19 protein-coding genes are annotated in these 21,695 nt (G+C 53.2%); 4 read left to right on the top strand and 15 right to left on the bottom strand.

What is annotated here, in order from left to right; all coding sequences use genetic code 11:
* Nucleotides 1-603: 603 nt before the first annotated feature.
* From ACQE3Z_RS03805 to ACQE3Z_RS03795, 3 genes are all read right to left on the bottom strand, one after another.
* Nucleotides 604-2,295 (bottom strand): hypothetical protein, encoded by a 1,692-nt coding sequence (locus ACQE3Z_RS03805; protein ID WP_426972231.1) that lies wholly within the window; start codon nt 2,293-2,295, stop codon nt 604-606.
* 149 nt (nt 2,296-2,444) lie between these two features.
* Nucleotides 2,445-2,702: a hypothetical protein gene (locus ACQE3Z_RS03800; protein WP_426972230.1), complete on the bottom strand. Its 258-nt coding sequence runs from the start codon at nt 2,700-2,702 to the stop codon at nt 2,445-2,447.
* Nucleotides 2,699-3,169, bottom strand: coding sequence for a glycoside hydrolase family protein (locus tag ACQE3Z_RS03795; RefSeq protein ID WP_426972229.1), 471 nt, complete (start codon nt 3,167-3,169; stop codon nt 2,699-2,701). The genes ACQE3Z_RS03800 and ACQE3Z_RS03795 overlap by 4 nt, the downstream gene beginning before the upstream one ends.
* A 135-nt stretch (nt 3,170-3,304) precedes the next feature.
* Here ACQE3Z_RS03795 and ACQE3Z_RS03790 point away from each other — a divergent pair, with 135 nt between their 5' ends.
* Nucleotides 3,305-3,943, top strand: coding sequence for a helix-turn-helix domain-containing protein (locus ACQE3Z_RS03790; protein WP_426972227.1), 639 nt, complete (start codon nt 3,305-3,307; stop codon nt 3,941-3,943).
* Nucleotides 3,944-4,981: 1,038 nt separating this feature from the next.
* Here the strand turns inward: ACQE3Z_RS03790 and ACQE3Z_RS03785 are convergent.
* Entirely contained in the window at nt 4,982-5,431 is a 450-nt protein-coding gene (locus tag ACQE3Z_RS03785) for a hypothetical protein (protein ID WP_426972226.1), read from the bottom strand.
* Nucleotides 5,432-5,816: 385 nt separating this feature from the next.
* A complete protein-coding gene (cutC, locus tag ACQE3Z_RS03780) occupies nt 5,817-6,569 on the bottom strand; it encodes a copper homeostasis protein CutC (protein WP_426972224.1) in 753 nt (250 codons plus the stop codon).
* Between the two features lie 85 nt (nt 6,570-6,654).
* On the opposite strand from cutC, the gene ACQE3Z_RS03775 reads away from it, so the two are divergent.
* The gene (locus ACQE3Z_RS03775; RefSeq protein ID WP_426972222.1) at nt 6,655-7,803 is read left to right on the top strand and encodes a MalY/PatB family protein; all 1,149 of its coding nucleotides are present in this window, start codon (nt 6,655-6,657) and stop codon (nt 7,801-7,803) included.
* Here ACQE3Z_RS03775 and ACQE3Z_RS03770 read toward each other — a convergent pair.
* Nucleotides 7,800-8,363 carry a VOC family protein gene (locus ACQE3Z_RS03770; RefSeq protein WP_250650167.1) on the bottom strand — a complete coding sequence of 188 codons (564 nt, stop codon included), beginning with the start codon at nt 8,361-8,363 and terminating at the stop codon, nt 7,800-7,802. The two genes, ACQE3Z_RS03775 and ACQE3Z_RS03770, sit on opposite strands and share 4 nt — an antisense overlap.
* A 311-nt stretch (nt 8,364-8,674) precedes the next feature.
* On the opposite strand from ACQE3Z_RS03770, the gene ACQE3Z_RS03765 reads away from it, so the two are divergent.
* A complete protein-coding gene (locus tag ACQE3Z_RS03765; RefSeq protein WP_257788816.1) occupies nt 8,675-8,797 on the top strand; it encodes a hypothetical protein in 123 nt (40 codons plus the stop codon).
* Between the two features lie 197 nt (nt 8,798-8,994).
* On the top strand, nt 8,995-10,728 hold the full coding sequence (gene argS, locus ACQE3Z_RS03760; RefSeq protein WP_426973048.1) for an arginine--tRNA ligase: 1,734 nt from the start codon (nt 8,995-8,997) through the stop codon (nt 10,726-10,728).
* Between the two features lie 185 nt (nt 10,729-10,913).
* Here the strand turns inward: argS and flhE are convergent, their stop codons facing one another.
* From flhE to ACQE3Z_RS03715, 9 genes are all read right to left on the bottom strand, one after another.
* Nucleotides 10,914-11,309, bottom strand: coding sequence for a flagellar protein FlhE (gene flhE / locus ACQE3Z_RS03755; protein ID WP_426972221.1), 396 nt, complete (start codon nt 11,307-11,309; stop codon nt 10,914-10,916).
* Nucleotides 11,309-13,390 carry a flagellar biosynthesis protein FlhA gene (gene flhA, locus ACQE3Z_RS03750; RefSeq protein ID WP_426972220.1) on the bottom strand — a complete coding sequence of 694 codons (2,082 nt, stop codon included), beginning with the start codon at nt 13,388-13,390 and terminating at the stop codon, nt 11,309-11,311. The genes flhE and flhA overlap by 1 nt, the downstream gene beginning before the upstream one ends.
* Nucleotides 13,383-14,534, bottom strand: coding sequence for a flagellar biosynthesis protein FlhB (gene flhB / locus ACQE3Z_RS03745; RefSeq protein WP_426972219.1), 1,152 nt, complete (start codon nt 14,532-14,534; stop codon nt 13,383-13,385). Before flhB ends, flhA begins: the two co-directional genes overlap by 8 nt.
* Before the next feature lie 191 nt (nt 14,535-14,725).
* Nucleotides 14,726-15,370, bottom strand: coding sequence for a protein phosphatase CheZ (gene cheZ, locus ACQE3Z_RS03740; protein WP_085071433.1), 645 nt, complete (start codon nt 15,368-15,370; stop codon nt 14,726-14,728).
* Nucleotides 15,371-15,379: 9 nt separating this feature from the next.
* Nucleotides 15,380-15,769: a chemotaxis response regulator CheY gene (gene cheY, locus ACQE3Z_RS03735; RefSeq protein WP_085071432.1), complete on the bottom strand. Its 390-nt coding sequence runs from the start codon at nt 15,767-15,769 to the stop codon at nt 15,380-15,382.
* 40 nt (nt 15,770-15,809) lie between these two features.
* On the bottom strand, nt 15,810-16,859 hold the full coding sequence (locus ACQE3Z_RS03730) for a protein-glutamate methylesterase/protein-glutamine glutaminase (protein WP_250650172.1): 1,050 nt from the start codon (nt 16,857-16,859) through the stop codon (nt 15,810-15,812).
* Nucleotides 16,856-17,731, bottom strand: coding sequence for a protein-glutamate O-methyltransferase CheR (gene cheR, locus ACQE3Z_RS03725; protein ID WP_085071430.1), 876 nt, complete (start codon nt 17,729-17,731; stop codon nt 16,856-16,858). Before cheR ends, ACQE3Z_RS03730 begins: the two co-directional genes overlap by 4 nt.
* Nucleotides 17,732-18,033: 302 nt before the next feature.
* Complete coding sequence (locus ACQE3Z_RS03720) at nt 18,034-19,707, bottom strand: methyl-accepting chemotaxis protein (protein ID WP_426972216.1); 1,674 nt, start codon at nt 19,705-19,707, stop codon at nt 18,034-18,036.
* 202 nt (nt 19,708-19,909) lie between these two features.
* Nucleotides 19,910-21,583 carry a methyl-accepting chemotaxis protein gene (locus ACQE3Z_RS03715; protein ID WP_426972214.1) on the bottom strand — a complete coding sequence of 558 codons (1,674 nt, stop codon included), beginning with the start codon at nt 21,581-21,583 and terminating at the stop codon, nt 19,910-19,912.
* Nucleotides 21,584-21,695: the final 112 nt, after the last annotated feature.

Raw genomic sequence — 21,695 nt, 5'->3', positions numbered from 1 at the left:
ATACCAGCATCAAGGCCTCCGCCGTAGACGGCGGTAGCATCAGGTCAGGCAGGCGTAACTGAACGCGTGCTTTCCTGCATGGCCCATGGCGCTTTTGCCTCTTCACCCGTGGCATAGTAGTAACGTAGCTGCTTACTTACATCATAGCTCAGTACAATCTTGCCTGAGGATTTACCAATAGCATTTACGGCGGAGGCGGAGGACGCAAGCTGTGCCTGCGAATAGACAAAGCAAAATCCCCGTAGCGGTACCGTTACCCCAGCCGACAATCGGTCAGAAATATACTATTAAAAGGCGCAATACCCGCTTTATTATAAATTATTTTATTTTTAGTCGTGTTAACTAAATCAGTATTTTAATGACTGTGATAGCGCCTTCTCTTTCGATATAAAAACGGTAAAAAACAACCGAAGAAAAATAAGTTGACCGAATTTAACATGTTGAAAGGAAAAAAGTGGGAATTCTCCCAGTAGAAGCCGCATTAATAATTGGCCGCTAATATGCGTGGGAGTATATTCATACTAAAGGAGTAAGCTAAGGAACGGCCTTGTTAAGCTTACTTAACAAAAATGGCCTTCCGCACTGCACGGAAGGCCCGGTAAATTAAGCCGGCGTCACAGTTTCATTATAATCAAACGTTACCCAGGGCGCATTAGCACTCTGCCCTGTTGCATAGTAGTAACGTAGTTTCTTATCAGCGGTGTAACCCAGTACGATTTTACCCATTGCTTTGCCGAAAGTATTAACTGTAGAAGTCAACGATTTAAGCTGCGCCTGAGAATAGACGAATCCACAGGTAATGCCATCATTCTGATTAAACAGCCATTCAATTTCCGGTACATCACCTTCTGACGTAACAATCGGCGCTCCGCCTGTAGTACTGGTTCTGGTATAACGCAGGCTGAGCGGTACATCAGAATTAAGGTTATAACAGTTACTCATAACGAATTTTTCACCGATGTTTTGCAGACCAAGGGCGAATTTTGCTGCGGCATAACCGGTACTGGTAATATGAATTTTCGCCAAATTGAACAGGTTCATAGCAAAATTATTACTGCCTACGTCTATAATGCTATGGTTAATTGACAGTGTGCCGCCTGAACCGCCCTGAATTAATACACCGGTAGCGGTACCGTTGGTTCTTAAACGGCAACCCGTTAACAGGACGGTATTATAATCACTAGTGGTTCCTTTAATAACACTGGCGAAACCTGCGGCATAACAGTTATTCAAATGCAGATCTTCTGCCGGCACTAAATTAAAGGCGTTATTTCTTTCGTCTCCTTTATTCAGCATGGAGAGTTGCAGCGTCAAACGATGTTCAGCTTTCACCGTTGATGAGCGATCAAGAATAAAACCGTCGCCGACGGAGCCTTCGTCCATGACCACATTTGAACGGATACTTACGTTATATGACCAGTTCTGTACGCAAATCGCCCCGCGTTTCGGCGCCCAGTTGGCACCCTGCGTATCGGCAGATGTACGGGTATATTTAATCGTATTTTCCGCCAGCACATTGGTACACATAATATAAGCTTCGCCCCACCAGGTCGCGCCGCCGAGAGAGATGTTACCGATCGCCGTCCCGTTGGTAATCCCTTCCATCACAAAGTGACGGCGGAACGGGCCGTAGGCCAGGTTATTCGCCATAATAGTATGCTGAGCATCAAAATGGGCGCGTCCGCTGTTGGAAGTAACCGGCGCTTCGGCATGAAACGCAATGCGTCCATCGGTGCCTTCTTTACAGGAGGCGTAGTTATGAGCAATCACCGTACCGGAACCCCAGATACTGACGGCATCACCACGCTCTTCCAGACCAACGCCCAGGCAGTCCAGGAAGTTATTATTGATAATACGTGAACCATGCGCACGAAAGATTGAACCGGCAATAACGGCGTTAACCTGGTTAATCATGGTACAACCTTCAATCACGCAGAAGTCCGCCTGAATATCTACCGTCCCCTGACGACCTCCGCCTTGATCGCCGGGAACGTTACTTTGCAGCAATAATGGATTGGTCGATTTCAGACTACGCAGCTGACAACGCTTATGTTTCAACGCAATCATCGAACGGATACTCATAGCGGTGCCTATCGGCCTGATTTCACCCGTCTCCTTTCCTTCGATAATCTGCCCTTCAAAGGCAGTTTTAACCTGTGCAGAAAGATTAATAATGGTATCGACGATGACATGTCTTTCCTTATTAAGCAGCGCCTGAAAAGCGACGGTATTATCGGTTGTATAATCAGTTGCACTTGTTGCAGCAATTTTTTGAGAAGATGTAGTTAAAGCCATGATGAACCTCCAGAATGAAAAATAAGGGTTTTTATCCTTGTTAAAACTGTTCAGCGCACGAATTAAGGTTGCGGAAATCCCTTTCCGCTTCTATTACGGAATTATTTTTTACCGTTTTCATTATTAAGCCCTGGTGCGTAATATTTAATTCAAGGCGTATTATTTGTGCCTTCTCTATCAGCTGGCGTATTGGTATCAGGCGGTGCTTTTTGCCTGGTAATACGTGAAAACATTCCCACCAGCATGACAATGAATGAAGTAATTTGTAGCCAGTGAGACGGAATCAATGCTTTCCACTCAGCAGGCATTTCAAGCCAAATCGTAGGTAGCAGACCGAGTGCAACCAGCGCTTTCGTAGAATGCCAGCGCCACCAGTTTGGCCAATCCTTAACCAGCCGTAATTTCATATGATTACCCCTCTGTAACCCTCGTAACTGCCGCTACGCATCACATCCGCATGGCGCTTCGCCCGGTTAGGCGTTTGCCGTGCCCACTTACTCATCAACATGCTGCTGGCCGCCGCGGTAAAATTCTCCTGAGAAATTAGGGCCAGCATATTCTTGAATCCGGCTAACCCCTCAACCCCCATTTGCCATGCCATGCTGTACAAAATATCGCTCCGCGGCTCGTTGCAATGTCGCAGCGCATCGACAATTCCCGGCATGGCATTCATTTGTAACCTGTTATTGCTCAACAGGGTTTCCAGCCATACGCTCCCCACCACCTCCGGCACCGTGAAGGTATAATTACTTATTGGGCATCCGCGTGGCCCAAGTTTGATGCCATAAGCCACGGTCGGATATCCTTCTGTATCGATATAAGGCTTTGCCCGATAACCTTCTTCAAATTTAAGAATTTTTATTATCTCGCTCATCGCACTCTCTCCTTCTCCAGCTTACCCGTGACCTTGTTAAAAATTGGCTCTGCCACATTGGTGGTTTTCATTCTGTTATGTATAATGCTTGAACCCATAACAAAACGTATCGAATCAGGCCATAGCAAAGCGTGTTTGACGAACAATACGGCGCGCTATAAATTTTCGTTTATGAAAACAGATTCTCTTGCTACGCGGCTCAATATAGCGATGAACATGGCCGGAATGACTCAGGGTGCTTTAGCTAAAGCATCCGGCGTTTCCCAGCCTACTATCTGGCGTCTGACCAAAGGTCAGGCCGCTGGATCACGCAAACTGGTCGACATCGCGGCCGCACTCAACGTCAATGTCGAATGGCTGGCCAAAGGTCAGGGAGAGATGCAGGGACCTTCTAACAAAGAAGGTTTTTCACATACTCCCGCGGCCAGTGACGTCCCTGTCTGGACGCTCGCAGGCAAAACCAGCGAGACCGTAACCACGCCTAACGGCGTCCGCGCCAAAAAAACCTGGCGAGCCTACTTGATAGATCGAAACAGCGGTTGTGCTGAAGCTACTGCGGGCAGTATCGTCATTATTGATACTGCTATTCCGCCAGAGTCAGGTGACCTGGTCATCGCTCGTGTTAATGAGCGCATCAGCGTCTATCGCTATCTCGAAGGTCCATCTAACGGCTTTTTAACCGTGGATGATCCACGTTTACCGGCTGTCGAACTCTCCTCCTCCGCCGAACTTATCGGCGTCGCTATCTTTTTAATCCGTGATTTGCGCCGGTAAGCCGCCACATCATCATCCGGTAAGGTGAACTCGCGATACTGCCCACCGGCGACACGATATAAGACATAAATCATGGCGAACCTCTTCAGCTACTCAGCCCGTCAGTTATCTAACTTCCCATCGGCGCCTGGGCGCCGCTCCGGGTTCAACTATGCTTCAACACGTCTATGAAGCATGAATGCGGCTTAATAGTTCGCTGACGAGGCGGTTAACACATTCACCACACTTCATAACCTTTGTTATTAAAAATACTATTAGCTATTAAAAAACTGTCAAGTTTGTTTGCTGGAAAAATGGGCTTGTTCACAGGCGATTTCGATAGCAAAACGTAGCACTGGCAGGCGTTTCAGCAGAGTTATAGATGAGCTAACTTACTGTCAGCTAATCATTTTTCGATTTCTAATGATTAAACAGGCTTAACGGTAACAAGAGATGAAAATTTGCGTAAAAAAATTTCTGATAAGGTGAAAAACTTTCTTCCCCTCCAGTGATAACTTTCCCTCCTGTATAATTTATGCTTTAAATACAGTCGATTAGTGTAAAACCAATCAATAACTCGCTCTTTTAGGGTATTTTGCGAAAAATTCTTATTCGCATCAGAAAAAAGACACGAAAGAAAATAGTTATATCTTTCAATAAATTACAAAGAGTGGGTTTATTTTGCGGCGTGACGGAAGATCGGCACCAGATTCAGCAATGTGTTTAGCACTGGTAACCAATGTGAAAAATGTGACCTGGCTCATTTAGTTAAATTTGCTGCAGATTTAACTTTTCGCCCTCGTACCAAAGCGTATTAAAGTTAATAACATCCTTTTCAGACCTTAAAAAGTTTCCAGAGCGATGGCTACCAGAGGCAGGCAATAGGTTTTGTCGATATCTATCGTTAAAAAAGCTCAGGAGAGGCAACGAGGGAAGAATAAGAGTGCCGCCGGATTAGGCTCCGGCAGCATGGGGCAACCGCTGATATCACAAGTAGTGATACAGAATGACAGGCTTACCTGTTAACGCACAGGCTTGAAAAGAGATCTGCTCCCTCTTTTATGTTCCTGACTGGGCTTCGAAATCTTGTTTTAAACGTTCAGGATTAAGCGCGATATTTTGCGTATCGGTAGTGATAATCTGACGCAGCATCAGGTTTTGATGCGTATAACGTTTCGCCAGATCGTTAATCGCAACCACTACAGAACTCATTTTCGAGGTTTTATCCTGCTGAATGGAATAGAGCATAAACGATGATTCGTCTTCTTCTGGTTTGCATCCCACAAACCACTGCTCATCGCGATAAAGGAGTTTACAGGTCGCGCTAAAAAGACTCATCGCCAAACCGCTCTGAATGTCACTACGTGCAATAGCGGCCCAGTCAGGAGGCGTGATTGATTCACCTGCCTTATCTGGATTTTTAACAAACGTTACACCTTCTTTCTCATTACACGCTGTTAAAGCCAGTACCATAACGGTGAGAAGCAATGTTAACTTCCTGTTTTTCATAGGCCTTTATCCTGACAATTTATCTAAAGTAATCTTGCTTTGTTTACAAAGCATCAATACCAGTTAAAAATTATATAAGAATTTAACCAGGATAATCGAGAATATTCTTATCGAAATTTAATAACAGTCAAAATCAGGCAAGAGAAAGCAGGATTAAATCTACTGCAGGAAGTGTTACGCTGATGTCAACATCCTGGATTGACAGGAAAATGAAGCGTGTGAAATCCACTAAAAATGATGCGGCAGGCAGGTTATGATTTCAAAGTCGCACTTTTTATCAGGCTCTTTTTGGCATAAAAAAAACCCCAACAAAGTGCTGGGGTTTGGTACTTGCAAACATCACGTCTGAGGAACGGCGTGCTGCGCGGCAAAAACTGTTTATGGTTCAGGCAACCCGAACAACATTCATCTGCATAATGCTCTTCATCGCCTCAACCATCTCACCATCAACACATTGACGGCTGAATTCATCGGTCTCGACATCGGAACTCATGGAAACGCCCGCTTTCCGGTAGCGCATCGGGGAAGAAACCAGATGACTGGCGGAGCTGTGCAGCTCACGGATCCCGACATCCAGAAATTTTTGCAGGTTGCTTAACCTGACGCCCGCACCCGCCATAATAATTGGACCTTTACTTAACTCAGTAAGTTCCTTTAACAATGCAATTCCGTTCTCCGCATTTTGTTGCTGGCCTGATGTAAGAATGCGCGCAACGCCCAGACCGGTCAATGTCTCCAGGGTACGTTTCGGACTATGGCAGAGATCAAAAGCGCGATGGAAAGTCACCTGCATATCGCCACACAGCGACATTATTTCCTCCATCCTGTTGATGTCTATATAGGCATCTTCATCAAGCATCCCCAGCACCACGCCAGGAAAACCCAGCTCCCGAATTAACGCTATATCTGATTTCATCGTGGCGAACTCACGGGCGCTGTAGCAAAAATCGCCGCCGCGTGGACGAACAATAGGGTGGACCGGAATATCAAGATGTTCGCGTGCCGCCTGTAACATGCCTGCGGACGGTGTCAAACCGCCCTCTTTCGGTGCGGCGCAAAGCTCAATCCGGTCAGCGCCCGCCTGCTGGGCGTTAACCGCGCAGTCGATTCCGTAGCAGCAGACTTCCAGTTTAACCATTTCATCCTCCTGTTAATGACTGCTGGCTGGTTTCCTGATTCTCAGTTAGGCTCAGTTTGCAGGTAGTGTAAAGAGAGACGTAATCATGGCATTCAATTTCGACCAATGGATAGACCGGTATCACAGCGATAGCCTTAAATGGCGAAAATATGGCGATCGCGATGTTTTGCCGCTGTGGGTAGCGGATACTGACTTTCTTTCGCCGCCTGCGGTTATCGAGGCGCTGCACGCGCGCGTGGAACATGGCGTATTCGGTTACGGCAGCGAGCCCGACGAGCTTATCGATATCGTTATTGAACGTATGGCCACCCGCTATCAATGGCAGATTGAGCCGGACTGGTTAGTGTTTTTGCCCGGCGTGGTTGCCGGTCTCAATTTATGCGTGCGCGCCTTTACTTCCCCTGGCGAAGGCACCCTTGCCCCGACGCCCATTTATCCTCCTTTCAGACTGGCCGCCGCCTGGGCAGAGCGCAGCCAAATCAGTTTGCAAATGCGGCTGGAAAATCAGCGCTGGATAATGGATCTGGCAGCGGCGGAGATGCAGCTAAAGGGAAATGAGAAATTGCTGATGCTGTGTAATCCGCATAATCCCGGCGGCACGGTCTACCGGCGCGAAGAATTAGCGGAGCAGCTGCGGTTTGCTCAGCGCCACGATTTGATTGTCTGTTCTGATGAGATCCACTGCGATCTGATCCTGGAGCCGGGCTTAACGCATACGCCTTTCGCTACGCTTAGCGAGGATGCCGCGCAGCGTTCAGTGACGCTTATTTCACCTTCGAAAACCTTTAATATCGCTGGCCTGGGCGCATCGCTGGCGATTATTCCCAATAAAGCGTTGCGCCAGCGTTTCAAAGTGGCACGTCGCGGCCTGGTACCCTCGGTAGATATCCTGGCGCTGACCGCTGCTACCGCAGCCTGGCGCGATGGTCAGCCCTGGCTTGAGGCTCAGATCGATTATCTGCGCCATAATCGTGACTGGCTGTGTGAACGTGTTAATGCGCTGCCGGGTTTGTGCGTCGCGCCGCCGGAAGCCACCTATCTGGCCTGGATTTCAGCACGCTTACCCAATGTTGACAGCCCGACGCTCTGGTTTGAACAGCACGGGCTGGGTTTTTCACCGGGGCGGGAGTTTGGCGACGATGGCTTCGTGCGTTTTAACTTCGGCTGTACGCGGGCCACGCTGGAAGAGGCGGTGACACGCCTGGAACGCGCGGTCGCTGCGGCAAAGGCTTAATCCTGCTCGCTGGCAACAATCTCCTGCAAACTCCAGGGATGGAATTTAATGGTGATCTCTCCGTCGGTCACGGCAAGCGTGGGATTAGGCAGACGTTCGCCTTCGCCCTGCGGCGCACTGGTTTTGAATGAAATGCCCGGCTGCAGCAGGCCGCTGTCAGATAATAATGCCATTGCCCTGGCACCCAGCGTGGCCGGATCGCCGCGCAGGACAATTTCAACATGCTCCCATCCTTCATGGCGATAGAGTTTATTGCCCGGCCAGGGCAGCTCAACCACCTCGATCCGCCACGGCCCTACGCTTAGCGGCTCGTGCAGTTGAAACAGACAAATCGGCCTGCCGTTAATCATTTTTTCTGAGAACAACTTGCCAACCTGCATCAAGCCTTGTTTCCAGCGCTCCGCTGTCGCAATTTGATGGCAGCGCAGCGAAATATGGTCGGCCTCGAGGTTTTCCAGTACTAAACCCAACTTTTCCGCCAGATTCACCAGTGATTTTTCAAAACGCGGCAGATCGTTTGTCAGGTCAGATAGCGCTTCCAGATTATTCCTGAATGGCACAATTACTCTCCACTTTTAGACAATTTTCTTAAACATTGATTGCTTTATAAGCAATTTTGCAAGACCAGTTATAGTTGTAAAAATAGCGTTAATGACAGGTTTTTTTAGATAAGCTGGCGTAATTTACCTTATTTATGTCCAGTTTAGCACGGCACAGGTCCAGGAAATATTTTATAAAACCCCGGTTAACCTAATGTTTTTAATTATGTTTGCAGGGGCTTTAAGGTAATTCCTAATTGGTTAAGTGCGCAATTGCGACTACCAAGTCTTTCTTATAGATTTACCCGAACCATCACACAAGGAATGGCTTTATGCTTAAACTTATTATTATTGCAGTTCTTATCGCGCTGATGGGGTATGCTCTCACCCGCCACTGGAAGGTGCGCAATGAAAAAACGGTAAATAACCCATATCGGCATTCTCGACGTCGTTAACCTTTTTTCGTCGGTGGCGGAAACATCAACAGCAATGTTTCCGCCTGCTACGGCTGCTGACGCACCCCCGCAAATAACGTATACTTCCCCCCTTCTTTTTTCCGCGACGCTATTGTACAGCACCCTGTCAGGCGTCGCGATGATTATGCCTGCCGCCCCTGGCGCGGTGGGCAGTGCAGACGGATGAAGGTAACTCGGTGAATATTCAGGCTCTCCTTTCGGAAAAAGTTAGTCAGGCGATGATCGCCGTTGGCGCGCCGGCAGATTGCGAACCTATGGTTCGTCAGTCGGCCAGAGTTCAGTTTGGCGATTACCAGGCCAACGGCATTATGGCGGTAGCGAAAAAACTGGGTCAGCAGCCACGTCAGCTGGCTGAGCAGGTCGTTCAGCATCTTGATCTTAATGGCATCGCCAGTAAGGTTGAAATCGCGGGTCCGGGCTTTATTAATATTTTCCTCGCCCCTGAATGGCTGGCGCAGCAGGCGGAAGCCGCGCTGGCATCGCCGCGTCTGGGCGTTGCGCCGGTGGATGCGCAAACTATCGTGATTGACTACTCAGCGCCAAACGTGGCGAAACAGATGCACGTAGGCCATGTGCGCTCAACCATTATCGGTGATGCGGCGGCACGTACGCTGGAATTCCTTGGTCATCACGTGATCCGCGCCAACCATGTCGGCGACTGGGGCACACAGTTCGGTATGCTGATCGCCTATCTGGAAAAGCAGCAGCGTGAGCATCATGAAGAGATCGCGCTGGCCGATCTGGAAGCATTCTACCGTGAAGCGAAAAAGACCTATGACGAAGATGAGGCTTTCGCCGAGCGCGCGCGCAGCTACGTGGTGAAATTACAGGGCGGCGATGAATATTGTCGCGCCATGTGGAAGCGGCTGGTTGATATCACCATGACCCAGAACCAGACGATCTACAATCGTCTGAACGTGACGCTCACGCGTGACGATGTTATGGGTGAAAGCCTGTATAACGATATGCTGCCGGGCATCGTTGCCGACTTGAAAGCGAAAGGGCTGGCGGTGGAAAGCGAAGGCGCAACCGTTGTCTTCCTTGACGAGTTTAAAAATAAAGACGGCGAGCCGATGGGCGTGATCGTCCAGAAAAAGGACGGCGGCTACCTCTACACCACCACTGACATTGCCTGCGCGAAATATCGCTATGAGCAGCTGCATGCCGATCGCGTGTTGTACTATATCGATTCGCGCCAGCACCAGCACCTGATGCAGGCCTGGACCATCGTACGTAAAGCGGGCTATGTGCCGGAATCGGTACCGCTTGAGCACCATATGTTCGGTATGATGCTGGGCAAAGATGGGCGTCCGTTTAAGACCCGCAGCGGCGGCACCATTAAGCTCTCCGATCTGTTGGATGAAGCGGTTGAGCGCGCTACCGCGCTGGTATCGGAAAAGAATCCGGAGATGGATGCCGATGAGCTGCGCAAACTGGCAAATATTGTTGGTATTGGCGCGGTAAAATATGCCGACCTGTCGAAAAGCCGCACCACCGATTACATTTTCGACTGGGATAACATGCTGGCATTTGAGGGCAATACCGCACCTTATATGCAGTATGCTTATACGCGCGTGCTGTCAGTGTTCCGTAAAGCCGGTATTGATGAGAATGCGCTGCTGGAAGGTACCATTCAGCTGAACGACGAGCGCGAAGCACAGCTGGCGGCGCGTCTGCTGCAGTTTGAAGAGACCATTACGCTGGTAGCACGTGACGGTACGCCGCACGTGATGTGTGCTTATCTGTACGATCTGGCCGGTCTGTTCTCTGGTTTTTACGAACACTGTCCGATTCTGTCAGCAGAAGACGCCGCAGTACGCCAGAGCCGCCTGAAGCTGGCGCTGCTGACGGCACGCACGCTGAAGCAGGGTCTGGATACGCTGGGTATTGAAACCGTCGAGCGTATGTAAGCCACAGGCTGCCCTTGTTTCTGGCGAAGCCCTGATAACAGCAAAAAATCCACGCTCCGGCGTGGATTTTTTTATCTGCTATCTGGCACCGGAAAGGTTGTTGTCAGAAAAGGCCACACGTGGAGTGGTTTGCGTCGCAGTGCTTACCCAGAGGAGCAGGCAGATCGGTGCGATAAGACGCGGTACTAGTTGTAATTTACCATTACCTGATTGCTGCGCACCCGCGTGACAGGAAACAGCCTTCCCTTCCCCTGTACGCTATACACAAAACGCAGCGTATCACTGGCGGGCACATTGGTCAGGCCGCGCGTCGAGCCGCTGGCCCCTTCGATCGGCGTGCAGCGGGTGCTGGAACAGAGTTTTACCATCAGGCCAGCTGGCTGCGGGCCGGTCAGTTCAAAACGCCAGTAAATCACACTCATCAGGCCGGAAATCGGACCCGGCGGCGCAATCGGCGGCGATGATGCCTCCACGCCGCGATTGCTTAACGTCACGCCGGTGGCGCTCCCCTGCCAGGCACCGTCCGCCGCCTGCGTTGCCAGCGGCAACAGCAACATCAACGCACAGAGTGAAAGTCGCATTACTGACCTCCAATGGTTGCGGTCATACGGATATGGCGATTATCGCTCAGCTCCATATTCGAGAGCACCGCCAGCTGCGGCAGATTACGGCGCAGGAAGCGCGCCAGCAACGCACGCAGCGGATGATTAACCAACAGCACCGGCGGCGCGCCTAACATCTCCTGATTTTGCAGCGCGCGCTGCGCCTGCTCCAGCAAACGATCTGCCAGACCCGGCTCCAGTCCGCCACCGCCCTGCAGCGCCTGCAACAGCAGACGTTCCAGCGTCGCGTCAAGACCAATCACCTGCACTTCGCCATTGCCCGGGAACCACTGCTGGGTAATGGCGCGGCCCAGCGCCACGCGTACCACCGTCGTGAGCTCATACGGGTCATTCTGTACCGGCGCATGTTCCGCCAGCGTCTCAATAATGGTGCGCATATCGCGGATCGACACGCGCTCGGCCAGCAGATTCTGCAGCACCTTATGCAGCGTCGTCAGCGACACAATGCCCGGCACCAGATCTTCAGTCAGCTTCGGCATTTCCTGACTCACGCGATCCATCAGCTGCTGCGCTTCCTGACGACCAAACAGCTCGCTGGCATATTGACCAATCAGATGATTAAGGTGCGTAGCCACGACGGTACTGGCTTCCACTACGGTAAAGCCCTGAATCTGCGCCTGCTCTTTCAGCGCGCTGTCAATCCAGATCGCCGCCAGACCAAAGGCCGGGTCAACCGTCGCTTCACCCGGCAGCGTACCGGCGGCCGTACCAGGGTTAATCGCCATCCAGCGTCCCGGATAAGCGTCGCCGCTGCCGATCTCAACCCCTTTCATCAGAATACGATAGCGGGCAGCGGGCAGATCCATATTGTCGCGGATATGCACCACCGGCGGCAGAAAGCCCATCTCCTGCGCAAACTTCTTACGAATACTGCGGATACGTCCCAGCAGCTCACCATCCTGCTGCTGATCCACCATAGGGATCAGGCGGTAGCCCACTTCCATCCCCAGTGAGTCTTCCAGTTGTACATCGCCCCATGTCGCTTCAACCGTTGCGGCCGTCTCCTGCGCACGCGGCAACGGCTGCGCTACCGGCTTCGGCTGCATCTCGCGGCCACGTTGCCACCAGGCTAAGCCTAACAGCGCGGCGGTAAACAGCAGGAACACCAGGTTCGGCATGCCCGGCACCAGCCCCAACAGGCCTAATACGCCGGCGCTCAGCATCATTACGCGTGGATTGTTGAACAGCTGGGTCACCATCTGCTCGCCCACATCCTCATCGGTACCGACGCGGGTAACAATCACACCGGCGGCGGTCGAGATCACCAGAGCGGGGATCTGCGCAACCAGGCCGTCACCGATGGTCAGCAGCGTATAGGTTTCCCCTGCGGTGCCCAGCGACATTCCGTGCTGGAGCACGCCCACCATCAGGCCGCCCACCACGTTGATAATCATGATCATGATGCCCGCGATAGCGTCACCACGAACGAACTTACTGGCACCGTCCATTGAGCCGTAGAAATCGGCTTCCTGGGTGACTTCTGTACGGCGCTTTTTCGCTTCTTCTTCGCCAATCAAACCGGCATTCAAATCGGCATCGATCGCCATCTGCTTGCCAGGCATCCCGTCAAGTACAAAGCGCGCGCCCACTTCGGCGATACGTCCGGCACCCTTGGTGATAACCATAAAGTTAATGATGATAAGAATGACAAACAGCACAATACCGATGGCGAAGTTGCCGCCGACCAGGAAGTGGCCAAACGCTTCCACCACCTGACCTGCCGCCGCGGCGCCGGTATGCCCTTCCAGTAAAATAACGCGCGTGGAGGCAACGTTCAGCGCCAGGCGAAGCAGCGTTGAAAACAGCAGAATGGTCGGGAACGCGGCAAACTCCAGCGTCCGCTGGGTAAACATCGCTACCAGCAGCACCATAATTGACAGCGCGATATTAAAGGTAAACAGCAGATCGAGGATAAAGGGCGGCAGCGGCAGCACCATCATCGACAGGATCATCAAAATCAGCAGCGGGCCAGCCAGCACCTTCCACTGCGTATCTTTCATGTTACCCGGTAAGCGAAGTAAAGCGGCCAGATTAGCCATCAGTTCTCGTTTCTCCTGCAAAGTCCAGTTCAGCCGGCACCGGCAAACGTTGAGGTTTCTGCGGTATCAGGCCGCCCTCGCGCTTCCAGCGACGCAGCTGCCATACCCAGGCCAGCACTTCCGCTACCGCGCCATACAGCGCGCCAGGAATGTGCTGTCCAATTTCACTGTGACGATAAAGGGCGCGCGCCAGCGGCGGCGCTTCCAGTATCGGCACGCGATGTTCTTTCCCCAACTCACGAATCTTCAATGCCACGTCGCCCGCCCCCTTTGCCACCACTTTCGGCGCGCTCATTCTCTTCTCGTCATACTGCAGCGCGACGGAATAGTGCGTGGGGTTGGTAACGATCACGTCCGCTTTCGGCACGTCAGCCATCATGCGGCGACGAGCGGCTGCGCGCATCGCCTGACGGATACGGCCCTTAACGTGCGGGTCGCCTTCCATCTCTTTATATTCATCGCGGATATCCTGCTGCGACATGCGTAGTTGCTTGAAATGACTGTAGAGCTGCCAGAAGACGTCGAAGCCCACCATCGGCACCAGCCCCAACACCACCAGAAAACAGCATACGGCGACCATGCGCATGCCGTGCTCCAGCGCAACAAACGGAGATTCGCTGACCAGGTGCAGCATCTCTGGCCAGCTTACCCAGATATACCAACCAGCCACCGAGCTCACCAGCACCGCTTTCATCACCGCTTTTAACAGCTCGGCCCAGGTCTGCGCTGACACCATGCGCTTCAGGCCACTCAGCGGATTCAGCTTGCTAAACTTGAATGAAATGGATTTACCGCTCAGGACAATCCCGCCCAGCAGCATCGGCGCGGCGATCGCTACCAGCACCAGGCCCGCCATCATCGGCACCAGCGCCCATACCGCCAGCCCCAGCAGACGACTGATGTGACGTACAATCTGACCAGGGTCGTTAATCAAATGATGATCAAAGCTAAAGCCGGAGGCGACCATCTCAGCCAGCTGACGCGCCATCGTCCCGCCGCCCATCCACAAAATCAGCAACCCCGCCACCAGCATCAGCAGAGAAGTCAGTTCGCGGGATCGCGGGACCTGCCCTTCTTTGCGTGCTTTCTCTAGTCGGTGGGGTGTGGGCGATTCTGTTTTTTCCTCGTCGCTACCTTCAGCCACGTTGATCACCTGCTCTGGAATAGGAATTAGGCATAGCTTGCCAAACCCAGGCAAATTTAATGGGTGGAGTAACAGGGTTAAACAGGGGTTATTTCAGGGAATGGAAAAAGCAGGCCGACGATCGGGCGATCGTCGGCCTGTGCACAAGCAAAAGGGCTGCCGCTCCGGTTTACCGAACGGCAGCGTTTAACTCAGAAGCCCAGACTATCGAGCAGGTCATCAACCTGATCCTGGTTCGCAACCACGCCAGGCGCGGCGGCATTGATCTGCGGGCCGTTCAGCAGGCTGTTCTCTTCCCGCTTCTGACGCGCATTCGCTTCCGGCATATTTTCCAGCAGCACCATCAGCAGCTGGCGCTCAATTTCCTGGATCACATCCATCATACGCTTGATAACCTGACCGGTAAGGTCCTGGAAATCCTGCGCCATCATGATGTCAAGCAGCTGTGCGTTGGTAAAGGACGTGTGTTCCGGCACGGTAGCCAGATATTCGCGCGTATCCGAAACCAGCACGCGCGCATCCGACAGCTCGATGGGGTCCTCAAACCAGGCATCCCAGCGTGTCTTAAGATCTTTGGCGCCGCGCTCCAGCGCATCCTGGCGCGGCTGTGATGCTTCTACGCAGTTCAGCGCGCGCTCAGCAGCCTGAGCAGTCATCTGAACAACATAATCAAGGCGGTCGCGGGCGTCGGGAATCGCTTCCGCCGCCTCTGCTATGGCCTGATCCAGCCCCAGCTCACGCAGACTGTCACGCAGCATGCGCGTTAACGAGCCAATGCGTGTGATGATGTCCTGCGCCGATGCCGCGTCGGTCGCTGGTTTCGTAAGTTCGCTCATCACGTCTCCTTACATACCTAATTTTTCGAAGATCTTACCTAACTTCTCTTCCAGGGTCGCCGCAGTAAAAGGTTTCACCACATAGCCACTGGCTCCCGCCTGCGCCGCAGCGATGATGTTCTCTTTCTTCGCTTCCGCGGTGACCATCAGCACTGGCAGCTTGCCCAGCGTGGCGTCGGCACGAATGGTTTGCAGCAGTTGCAGACCATCCATGTTCGGCATGTTCCAGTCGGAAATGACGAAATCGAAACCGCCAGCACGCAGCTTGGTCAGCGCGTCTGCCCCATCTTCGGCTTCTTCAACGTTGTTGAAGCCCAGCTCTTTTAGCAGGTTACGCACAATACGACGCATCGTATTGAAATCGTCCACCACTAAAAAGCGCATATTTTTGTCAACCATATCTACTCCTGTGTTATCTCAACCCGCTGGACGGGCCTGGTTAAATACGCAATGCCTGTCCGGCGCTAATTTTGGCCAACATATGCTGGCTGATTTGGTGCAGATCCACCACTTCACTGGCTCCCCCGTAAGCAATTGCTTCACGAGGCATACCGAAAACCACACAGCTTGCTTCATTCTGCGCGATGGTCCAGGCGCCGGCGCGCTGCATCTCCAGCAGCCCGGCCGCGCCATCATTGCCCATCCCGGTAAGGATGACGCCGACGGCGTTACGTCCGGCATGCTGCGCCACCGATTTAAACAGCACATCCACCGAAGGCTTGTGACGATTAACCGGCGGACCATCGTTCAGTTTCACCTGATAGTTAGCGCCGCTGCGCGCCAGCTCCAGGTGCATAGCGCCGGGCGCAATATAAGCATGGCCCGGCAGAATACGTTCGCCATCTTCCGCTTCTTTCACGGTGATCTGGCACAGCTTGTTCAAACGCTCGGCAAACGAGCGGGTAAAACCTGGCGGCATATGCTGCGTAATTAACAGCGCCGGGCTGGTCATCGGCAACGGCTGCAGCACATGACGGATCGCTTCGGTGCCGCCAGTTGATGCGCCGATGGCGATCAGCTTTTCACTACTGAGCAGCGGGCCCGCTTTCAGCATCACCGGCGCCGCCTGATTAAGGCGCGGCACCATACGCGCGCGCGCTGCGGCACGAATTTTGTCGGCAATCATCTGGCTGTAAGCCATCATGCCTTCGCGAATGCCCAACTGCGGCTTGGTAACGAAATCAATCGCACCCAGCTCCAGTGCGCGCAGGGTCACTTCCGATCCCTTCGCCGTCAGCGATGAAACCATCACTACCGGCATCGGGCGCAGACGCATCAACTTTTCCAGAAAATCGAGGCCATCCATACGCGGCATCTCGACATCCAGCGTCAGCACCTGCGGATTGAACTGTTTTATCAAATCGCGCGCCACCAACGGATCGGGCGCCGTCGCCACCATTTCCATATCGGGATGACTGTTGATGATTTCTGTCATCAGTTGTCGCATTAGCGCTGAATCATCAACGCACATTACGGTGATTTTGCTCATGATCTTTCCTTAGTCAGCCCGTAAACCGTTTGTCCGCGCAGATAAAACTCTTTGCTTATCTGGCTGAAGTTTTCCGAGTGACCCGCAAACAGCAGGCCACCGGGCTTCAGCAGCGGAACAAAGCGCCGCAGGATCTTTTCCTGAGTTTCTTTGTCGAAATAGATCATTACGTTGCGGCAAAAAATCGCATCAAACGGTCCGGGCAGCGACCATTCGTGCGCCAGCAGGTTAAGCTGGGTAAAGCTCACCATGCCTGCCAGTTCAGAACGCACCCGCACCATGCCGGAGTGTGGGCCGGTACCGCGCAAAAAGAAGCGCTGCATCTGCTGCTGCGATAGCGTGCGCAGCTCTTCCTGGCGGTAGATCCCCGATGAGGCCTTTTCCAGTACCTGGGTATCGATATCGCTGGCATGAACCGTAAATTTGCCCGGTCCGGTGCCCAACGTTTCCGCCAGCGTCATGGCGATGGAGTACGGTTCTTCGCCGGTAGAGGCCGCGGTACTCCAGACGTTGTAGTTTCCCCCGCGCCGTTTGGCATGCTCGGCCAGAATCGGAAAATGGTGCGCCTCACGGAAAAACGCCGTCAGGTTGGTGGTCAGCGCGTTAATAAACGCCTGCCACTCGGCGCTGTTCTGATCGTTTTCCAGCAGGGCGAGATAACGTCCGAAGTCATCAATGTTCAATGTGCGCAGACGACGCACCAGCCGGTTGTAAACCATCTCGCGCTTATGATCGGCAAGCACAATGCCGGCACGCTGATAAATGAGCTGACTGATACGGCGAAAGTGCGTATCAGAGAGAGGCAAGCGCTGGACCATCTGAGATAGCAGCGTTGCGTTCTCGGGTGGTGCCAGTAATGTTGATTTCTTCATCCAGGTTCACCCAACAAAAAGCAGATAAAAGGTTAAAGGGCGCCGCTTCAGGGCGATAGCTTATGTGCATCCCGCCTGAATGCGCTGGTCTGGCAACCAGCAGCGCAAACCGCGCCGCTGTTACTCAGACGAATTAGCCAGGCTACAAGCTAATCCGTGGCCGTTGCCGCTTCCTCTCTCAGCGCGGCATTCTGCTGTGTGACCCAATCTGGCTGGCGGCCGTTCGTGTGGCTCGCCATTATTCGAAACTGGACAAGGACTTCCTGCTGTCAACACATCGCTTATTGCCACTGCGCACTTAATCAGAAGGTTTCCCAGTTCTCATCCGTGCCGGTGGATTTGCGCGCTGCCGTTGTCGGCGTAGCGCTCTGCAACTTTTTCGCTGCCGTATTAACGTTAACGGCGGCGGCAGCAAATTCTTTACGAATTCTGAACACGGCGACAGCCTGGCTGAGGCGGCTGGCCTGTTCTTCCAGCGTGGCAGCGGCAGTAGCAGACTCCTGCACCAGCGCGGCGTTCTGCTGGGTTACGCGATCCATTTCGGTCACCGCCAGGCCCACCTGGTCAATCCCACGGCTCTGCTCGTCCGACGCCGAGGCAATTTCGCCCATGATGTCGGTCACGCGCGTTACTGCACTGACGATATCGCTCATGGTTTCCCCAGCGCTTTCCACCAGTACTGAACCGGTATCGACGCGGGCAACCGAGTCTTCAATCAGCGTTTTGATCTCTTTCGCCGCCTGGGCGCTGCGCTGCGCCAGGTTACGCACTTCACCGGCAACCACCGCAAAGCCACGGCCCTGCTCGCCGGCGCGCGCCGCTTCCACCGCCGCGTTCAGCGCCAGAATGTTGGTCTGGAAGGCGATGCCGTCGATCACGCTGATGATGTCGGCGATCTTCTTCGAGCTGCCGGCGATGTCGTTCATGGTTTTCACCACGCCGTCCACCACCTTGCCACCCTTCTGTGCGGTTTCCGACGCGCTCAGCGCCAGCTGCGACGCCTGACGGGCGTTTTCCGCGTTCTGTTTCACCGTGGCGGTCAGTTCTTCCATGCTGGCAGCGGTCTGCTCCAGCGAGGCGGCCTGCTGCTCGGTACGGGAAGAGAGGTCGTTGCTGCCGGCGGTAATTTCACTTGCGCCGGTGTAGATGGCGTCTGAACCGTCGCGCACGTCGCTGACGGTGCGCACCAGCTCCTGCTGCATATGCTTCAGGCTGGCGGCCAGCTGGCTCATCTCATTGCGCCCTTCCACTTCAATCGGCTGCGTCAGATCGCCTGCGGCGATATAACGGATATGATCCATAGTGGTTTTCAACGGACGCAGCAGAATTTGGTGCATACCGGTCCAGACCAGCGCAACGATACTTGCCAGCACCAACAGAACGATGCCAATGATCCACAGTGCACGCTGATAGGCGCTCTCATTTTGTTCGGCACCGGCGGCCATAAAGGTGCTGGTGGTTTGTGCCCAGGTGTTATAAGCACTTTCAAAATCGTTCTGATAGCCCTGCGTCGGCTGGTCAACAAACCCTTTCAGGTTGCCTGCGCCCAGCATTTGCACCAGCTCGGTTAACGCGTCATGCAGCACCTTATATTTTTCATTTATCGCCACCAGGTAAGCCAGGTTTTTGACATCATCCGGCACTTCCTGTTGATAGGCGGCAAAGCTTTTATCCGCTGCTTCCAGCTGCTGATTGGCCAGCGCTACCAGCTCGGCAACGGTGCTGCCGCTGCCCGCATTATTGGCATCCAGCATATAGCGGATACCGGCGCGGTTAAGGGTGTTACGCGCCTGAATCAACGCTACCCAGGCGGCGTTGAGATTGATCTGCTCACGCTGGATCTTCTGCGTCAGCATAAAATTTTGCCGATCCCCTTTCAGGGCATTGAAAAACAGCCCGCTTGAAGCAAGCTGCAGTCCAGCGAATATCGTCAGCACCAGGATCAGTGCCGTCACAACTTTAATATGTTTAAACATAGTGAACCTTAAAGCGTGGTTGAATGAATGGATTTATCGGCACGCTTATCAGGATCTTTATCCTTATCTGAAATTAACCGCCGCCCGAACCTGTATTGCTCTGTAAATGTAGGTTTAGTGCGCTTTACATTTCCGCACAGGGATGCCGTCACAGAACGGCATCCCTGGTTATGGTTGTTTCGCGGATGCAGGGGTAAAAGAATTAAAAGGTTTCCCAGTTGCTGTCAGTAGCAGGGGCCGCTGCCAGCTTTGTTCCGGCAGGCTTGCTCAGTACCGGCGTTTTCAGCGGCATTGAACGACCAGCCTGCTCCTGACGCACTTTAAACACTGATACGGCCTGGCTAAGGCGACTGGCCTGTTCTTCCAGCGCGGCAGCAGCAGAGGCGGACTCTTCTACCAGTGCGGCGTTCTGCTGGGTTACGCGATCCATTTCGGTCACCGCCAGGCCCACCTGGTCAATCCCACGGCTCTGCTCGTCCGACGCCGAGGCGATTTCGCCCATGATGTCGGTTACGCGCGTTACCGCACTGACGATATCGCTCATGGTTTCGCCAGCGGTACCTACCAGCGCGGAGCCGGTGTCAACGCGGGAAACCGAGTCTTCGATCAGTGATTTAATCTCTTTCGCCGCCTGGGCGCTGCGCTGCGCCAGGTTACGCACTTCACCGGCAACCACCGCAAAGCCACGGCCCTGCTCGCCAGCACGCGCCGCTTCCACCGCCGCGTTCAGCGCCAGAATGTTGGTCTGGAAGGCGATGCCATCGATCACGCTGATGATGTCGGCGATCTTCTTCGAACTGCCGGCAATTTCGCTCATGGTTTTCACCACGCCGTCCACTACCTTGCCACCCTTCTGTGCGGTTTCCGACGCGCTCAGCGCCAGCTGCGACGCCTGACGGGCGTTCTCCGCGTTCTGTTTCACCGTGGCGGTCAGCTCTTCCATGCTGGCAGCGGTCTGCTCCAGCGAGGCGGCCTGCTGTTCAGTACGGGAAGAGAGGTCGTTGCTGCCGGCGGTGATTTCGCTTGCGCCGGTGTAGATGGCGTCTGAACCGTCGCGCACGTCGCTGACGGTGCGCACCAGCTCCTGCTGCATATGCTTCAGGCTGGCGGCCAGCTGGCTCATCTCATTGCGCCCTTCCACTTCGATCGGCTGCGTCAGATCGCCTGCGGCGATCGCTTTGATGTGCTGCATGGTTTTATGCAGCGGCGCGAGCAGAATGTTCTGCAGGCCAAACCAGCAAAGTACAATCACAGTCACGACCAGCACCATAATGATGCCCAGGATCCACAGCATGATATTAAAGGCGGTTTCGTTTTCAGCGATGCCTTTGGCTGACAGCTCCGCCTGCGCGTTGCGCCATTCGGTATAGACCGCCTGGGTCTCATCCTGTTTCTGCTCAATATTGAGCTTAAACATCCCTTCCAGCTGCTTCGCTTCCAGCAGGTCGGTCATCTCAGATAACGTCTTGGCCAACGTGGTATATTTTTCTTCCATGCGCAGTGAAAGATTATTGTATTGCTCATCCAGCCCTGGCGTGTTTGGCAGCGCCTTATATTCGCGGTAATGTTTTTCCGCTTCTGCCAGCTGCGCCCGGCTTTGCTTCACCAGTCCATCCAGTTTGCCGCCATTAATCTCGCTGGCCAGAGAGCTTTGCAAACGCAGCATGCCACGGTTAAGCGTGATACGCGTCTGGTTAAGCGCAATCCAGGCATCGGTCAACGCGGCGATGTTCTGACTGGACGTTTGTGAAACGTTAAAATTGGTTTTATCTTTATTTAGCGCATGGAAAAACAGCCCACCCGCCAGTAGCTGCATTACGCCAAAAATGACCAGCACTGTAATCAGGCTGGTCACCACTTTAATTCGCTTTAACATATTTACCCCTGGTATTGAGAAAATGACTACCAGTCTGTTATCGGCAAGGAAGGGGTAAGTTTTATTTATTGAACTAAAAAAAGCGGACGGATTAGTAAAACTGATGCCGCCG

It is taken from the genome of Pantoea sp. FN0307, from assembly GCF_050113815.1.
Taxonomy (GTDB): Bacteria; Pseudomonadota; Gammaproteobacteria; order Enterobacterales; family Enterobacteriaceae; genus Mixta; species Mixta alhagi.
Note: the sequence above shows the minus strand (reverse complement) of the source record. Positions and strands in the feature narration are given on the sequence as shown.

Coding starts and splice junctions, on each gene's coding strand:
- cutC (WP_426972224.1), bottom strand. CDS start 6,569: ATGGTTAAACTGGAAGTCTGCTGCTACGGAATCGACTGCGCGGTTAAC.
- cheY (WP_085071432.1), bottom strand. CDS start 15,769: ATGGTTGACAAAAATATGCGCTTTTTAGTGGTGGACGATTTCAATACG.
- ACQE3Z_RS03785 (WP_426972226.1), bottom strand. CDS start 5,431: ATGAAAAACAGGAAGTTAACATTGCTTCTCACCGTTATGGTACTGGCT.
- flhE (WP_426972221.1), bottom strand. CDS start 11,309: ATGCGACTTTCACTCTGTGCGTTGATGTTGCTGTTGCCGCTGGCAACG.
- flhA (WP_426972220.1), bottom strand. CDS start 13,390: ATGGCTAATCTGGCCGCTTTACTTCGCTTACCGGGTAACATGAAAGAT.
- ACQE3Z_RS03800 (WP_426972230.1), bottom strand. CDS start 2,702: ATGAAATTACGGCTGGTTAAGGATTGGCCAAACTGGTGGCGCTGGCAT.
- ACQE3Z_RS03715 (WP_426972214.1), bottom strand. CDS start 21,583: ATGTTAAAGCGAATTAAAGTGGTGACCAGCCTGATTACAGTGCTGGTC.
- ACQE3Z_RS03765 (WP_257788816.1), top strand. CDS start 8,675: ATGCTTAAACTTATTATTATTGCAGTTCTTATCGCGCTGATGGGGTAT.
- ACQE3Z_RS03795 (WP_426972229.1), bottom strand. CDS start 3,169: ATGAGCGAGATAATAAAAATTCTTAAATTTGAAGAAGGTTATCGGGCA.
- ACQE3Z_RS03720 (WP_426972216.1), bottom strand. CDS start 19,707: ATGTTTAAACATATTAAAGTTGTGACGGCACTGATCCTGGTGCTGACG.
- ACQE3Z_RS03805 (WP_426972231.1), bottom strand. CDS start 2,295: ATGGCTTTAACTACATCTTCTCAAAAAATTGCTGCAACAAGTGCAACT.
- cheR (WP_085071430.1), bottom strand. CDS start 17,731: ATGAAGAAATCAACATTACTGGCACCACCCGAGAACGCAACGCTGCTA.
- ACQE3Z_RS03730 (WP_250650172.1), bottom strand. CDS start 16,859: ATGAGCAAAATCACCGTAATGTGCGTTGATGATTCAGCGCTAATGCGA.
- cheZ (WP_085071433.1), bottom strand. CDS start 15,370: ATGAGCGAACTTACGAAACCAGCGACCGACGCGGCATCGGCGCAGGAC.
- ACQE3Z_RS03775 (WP_426972222.1), top strand. CDS start 6,655: ATGGCATTCAATTTCGACCAATGGATAGACCGGTATCACAGCGATAGC.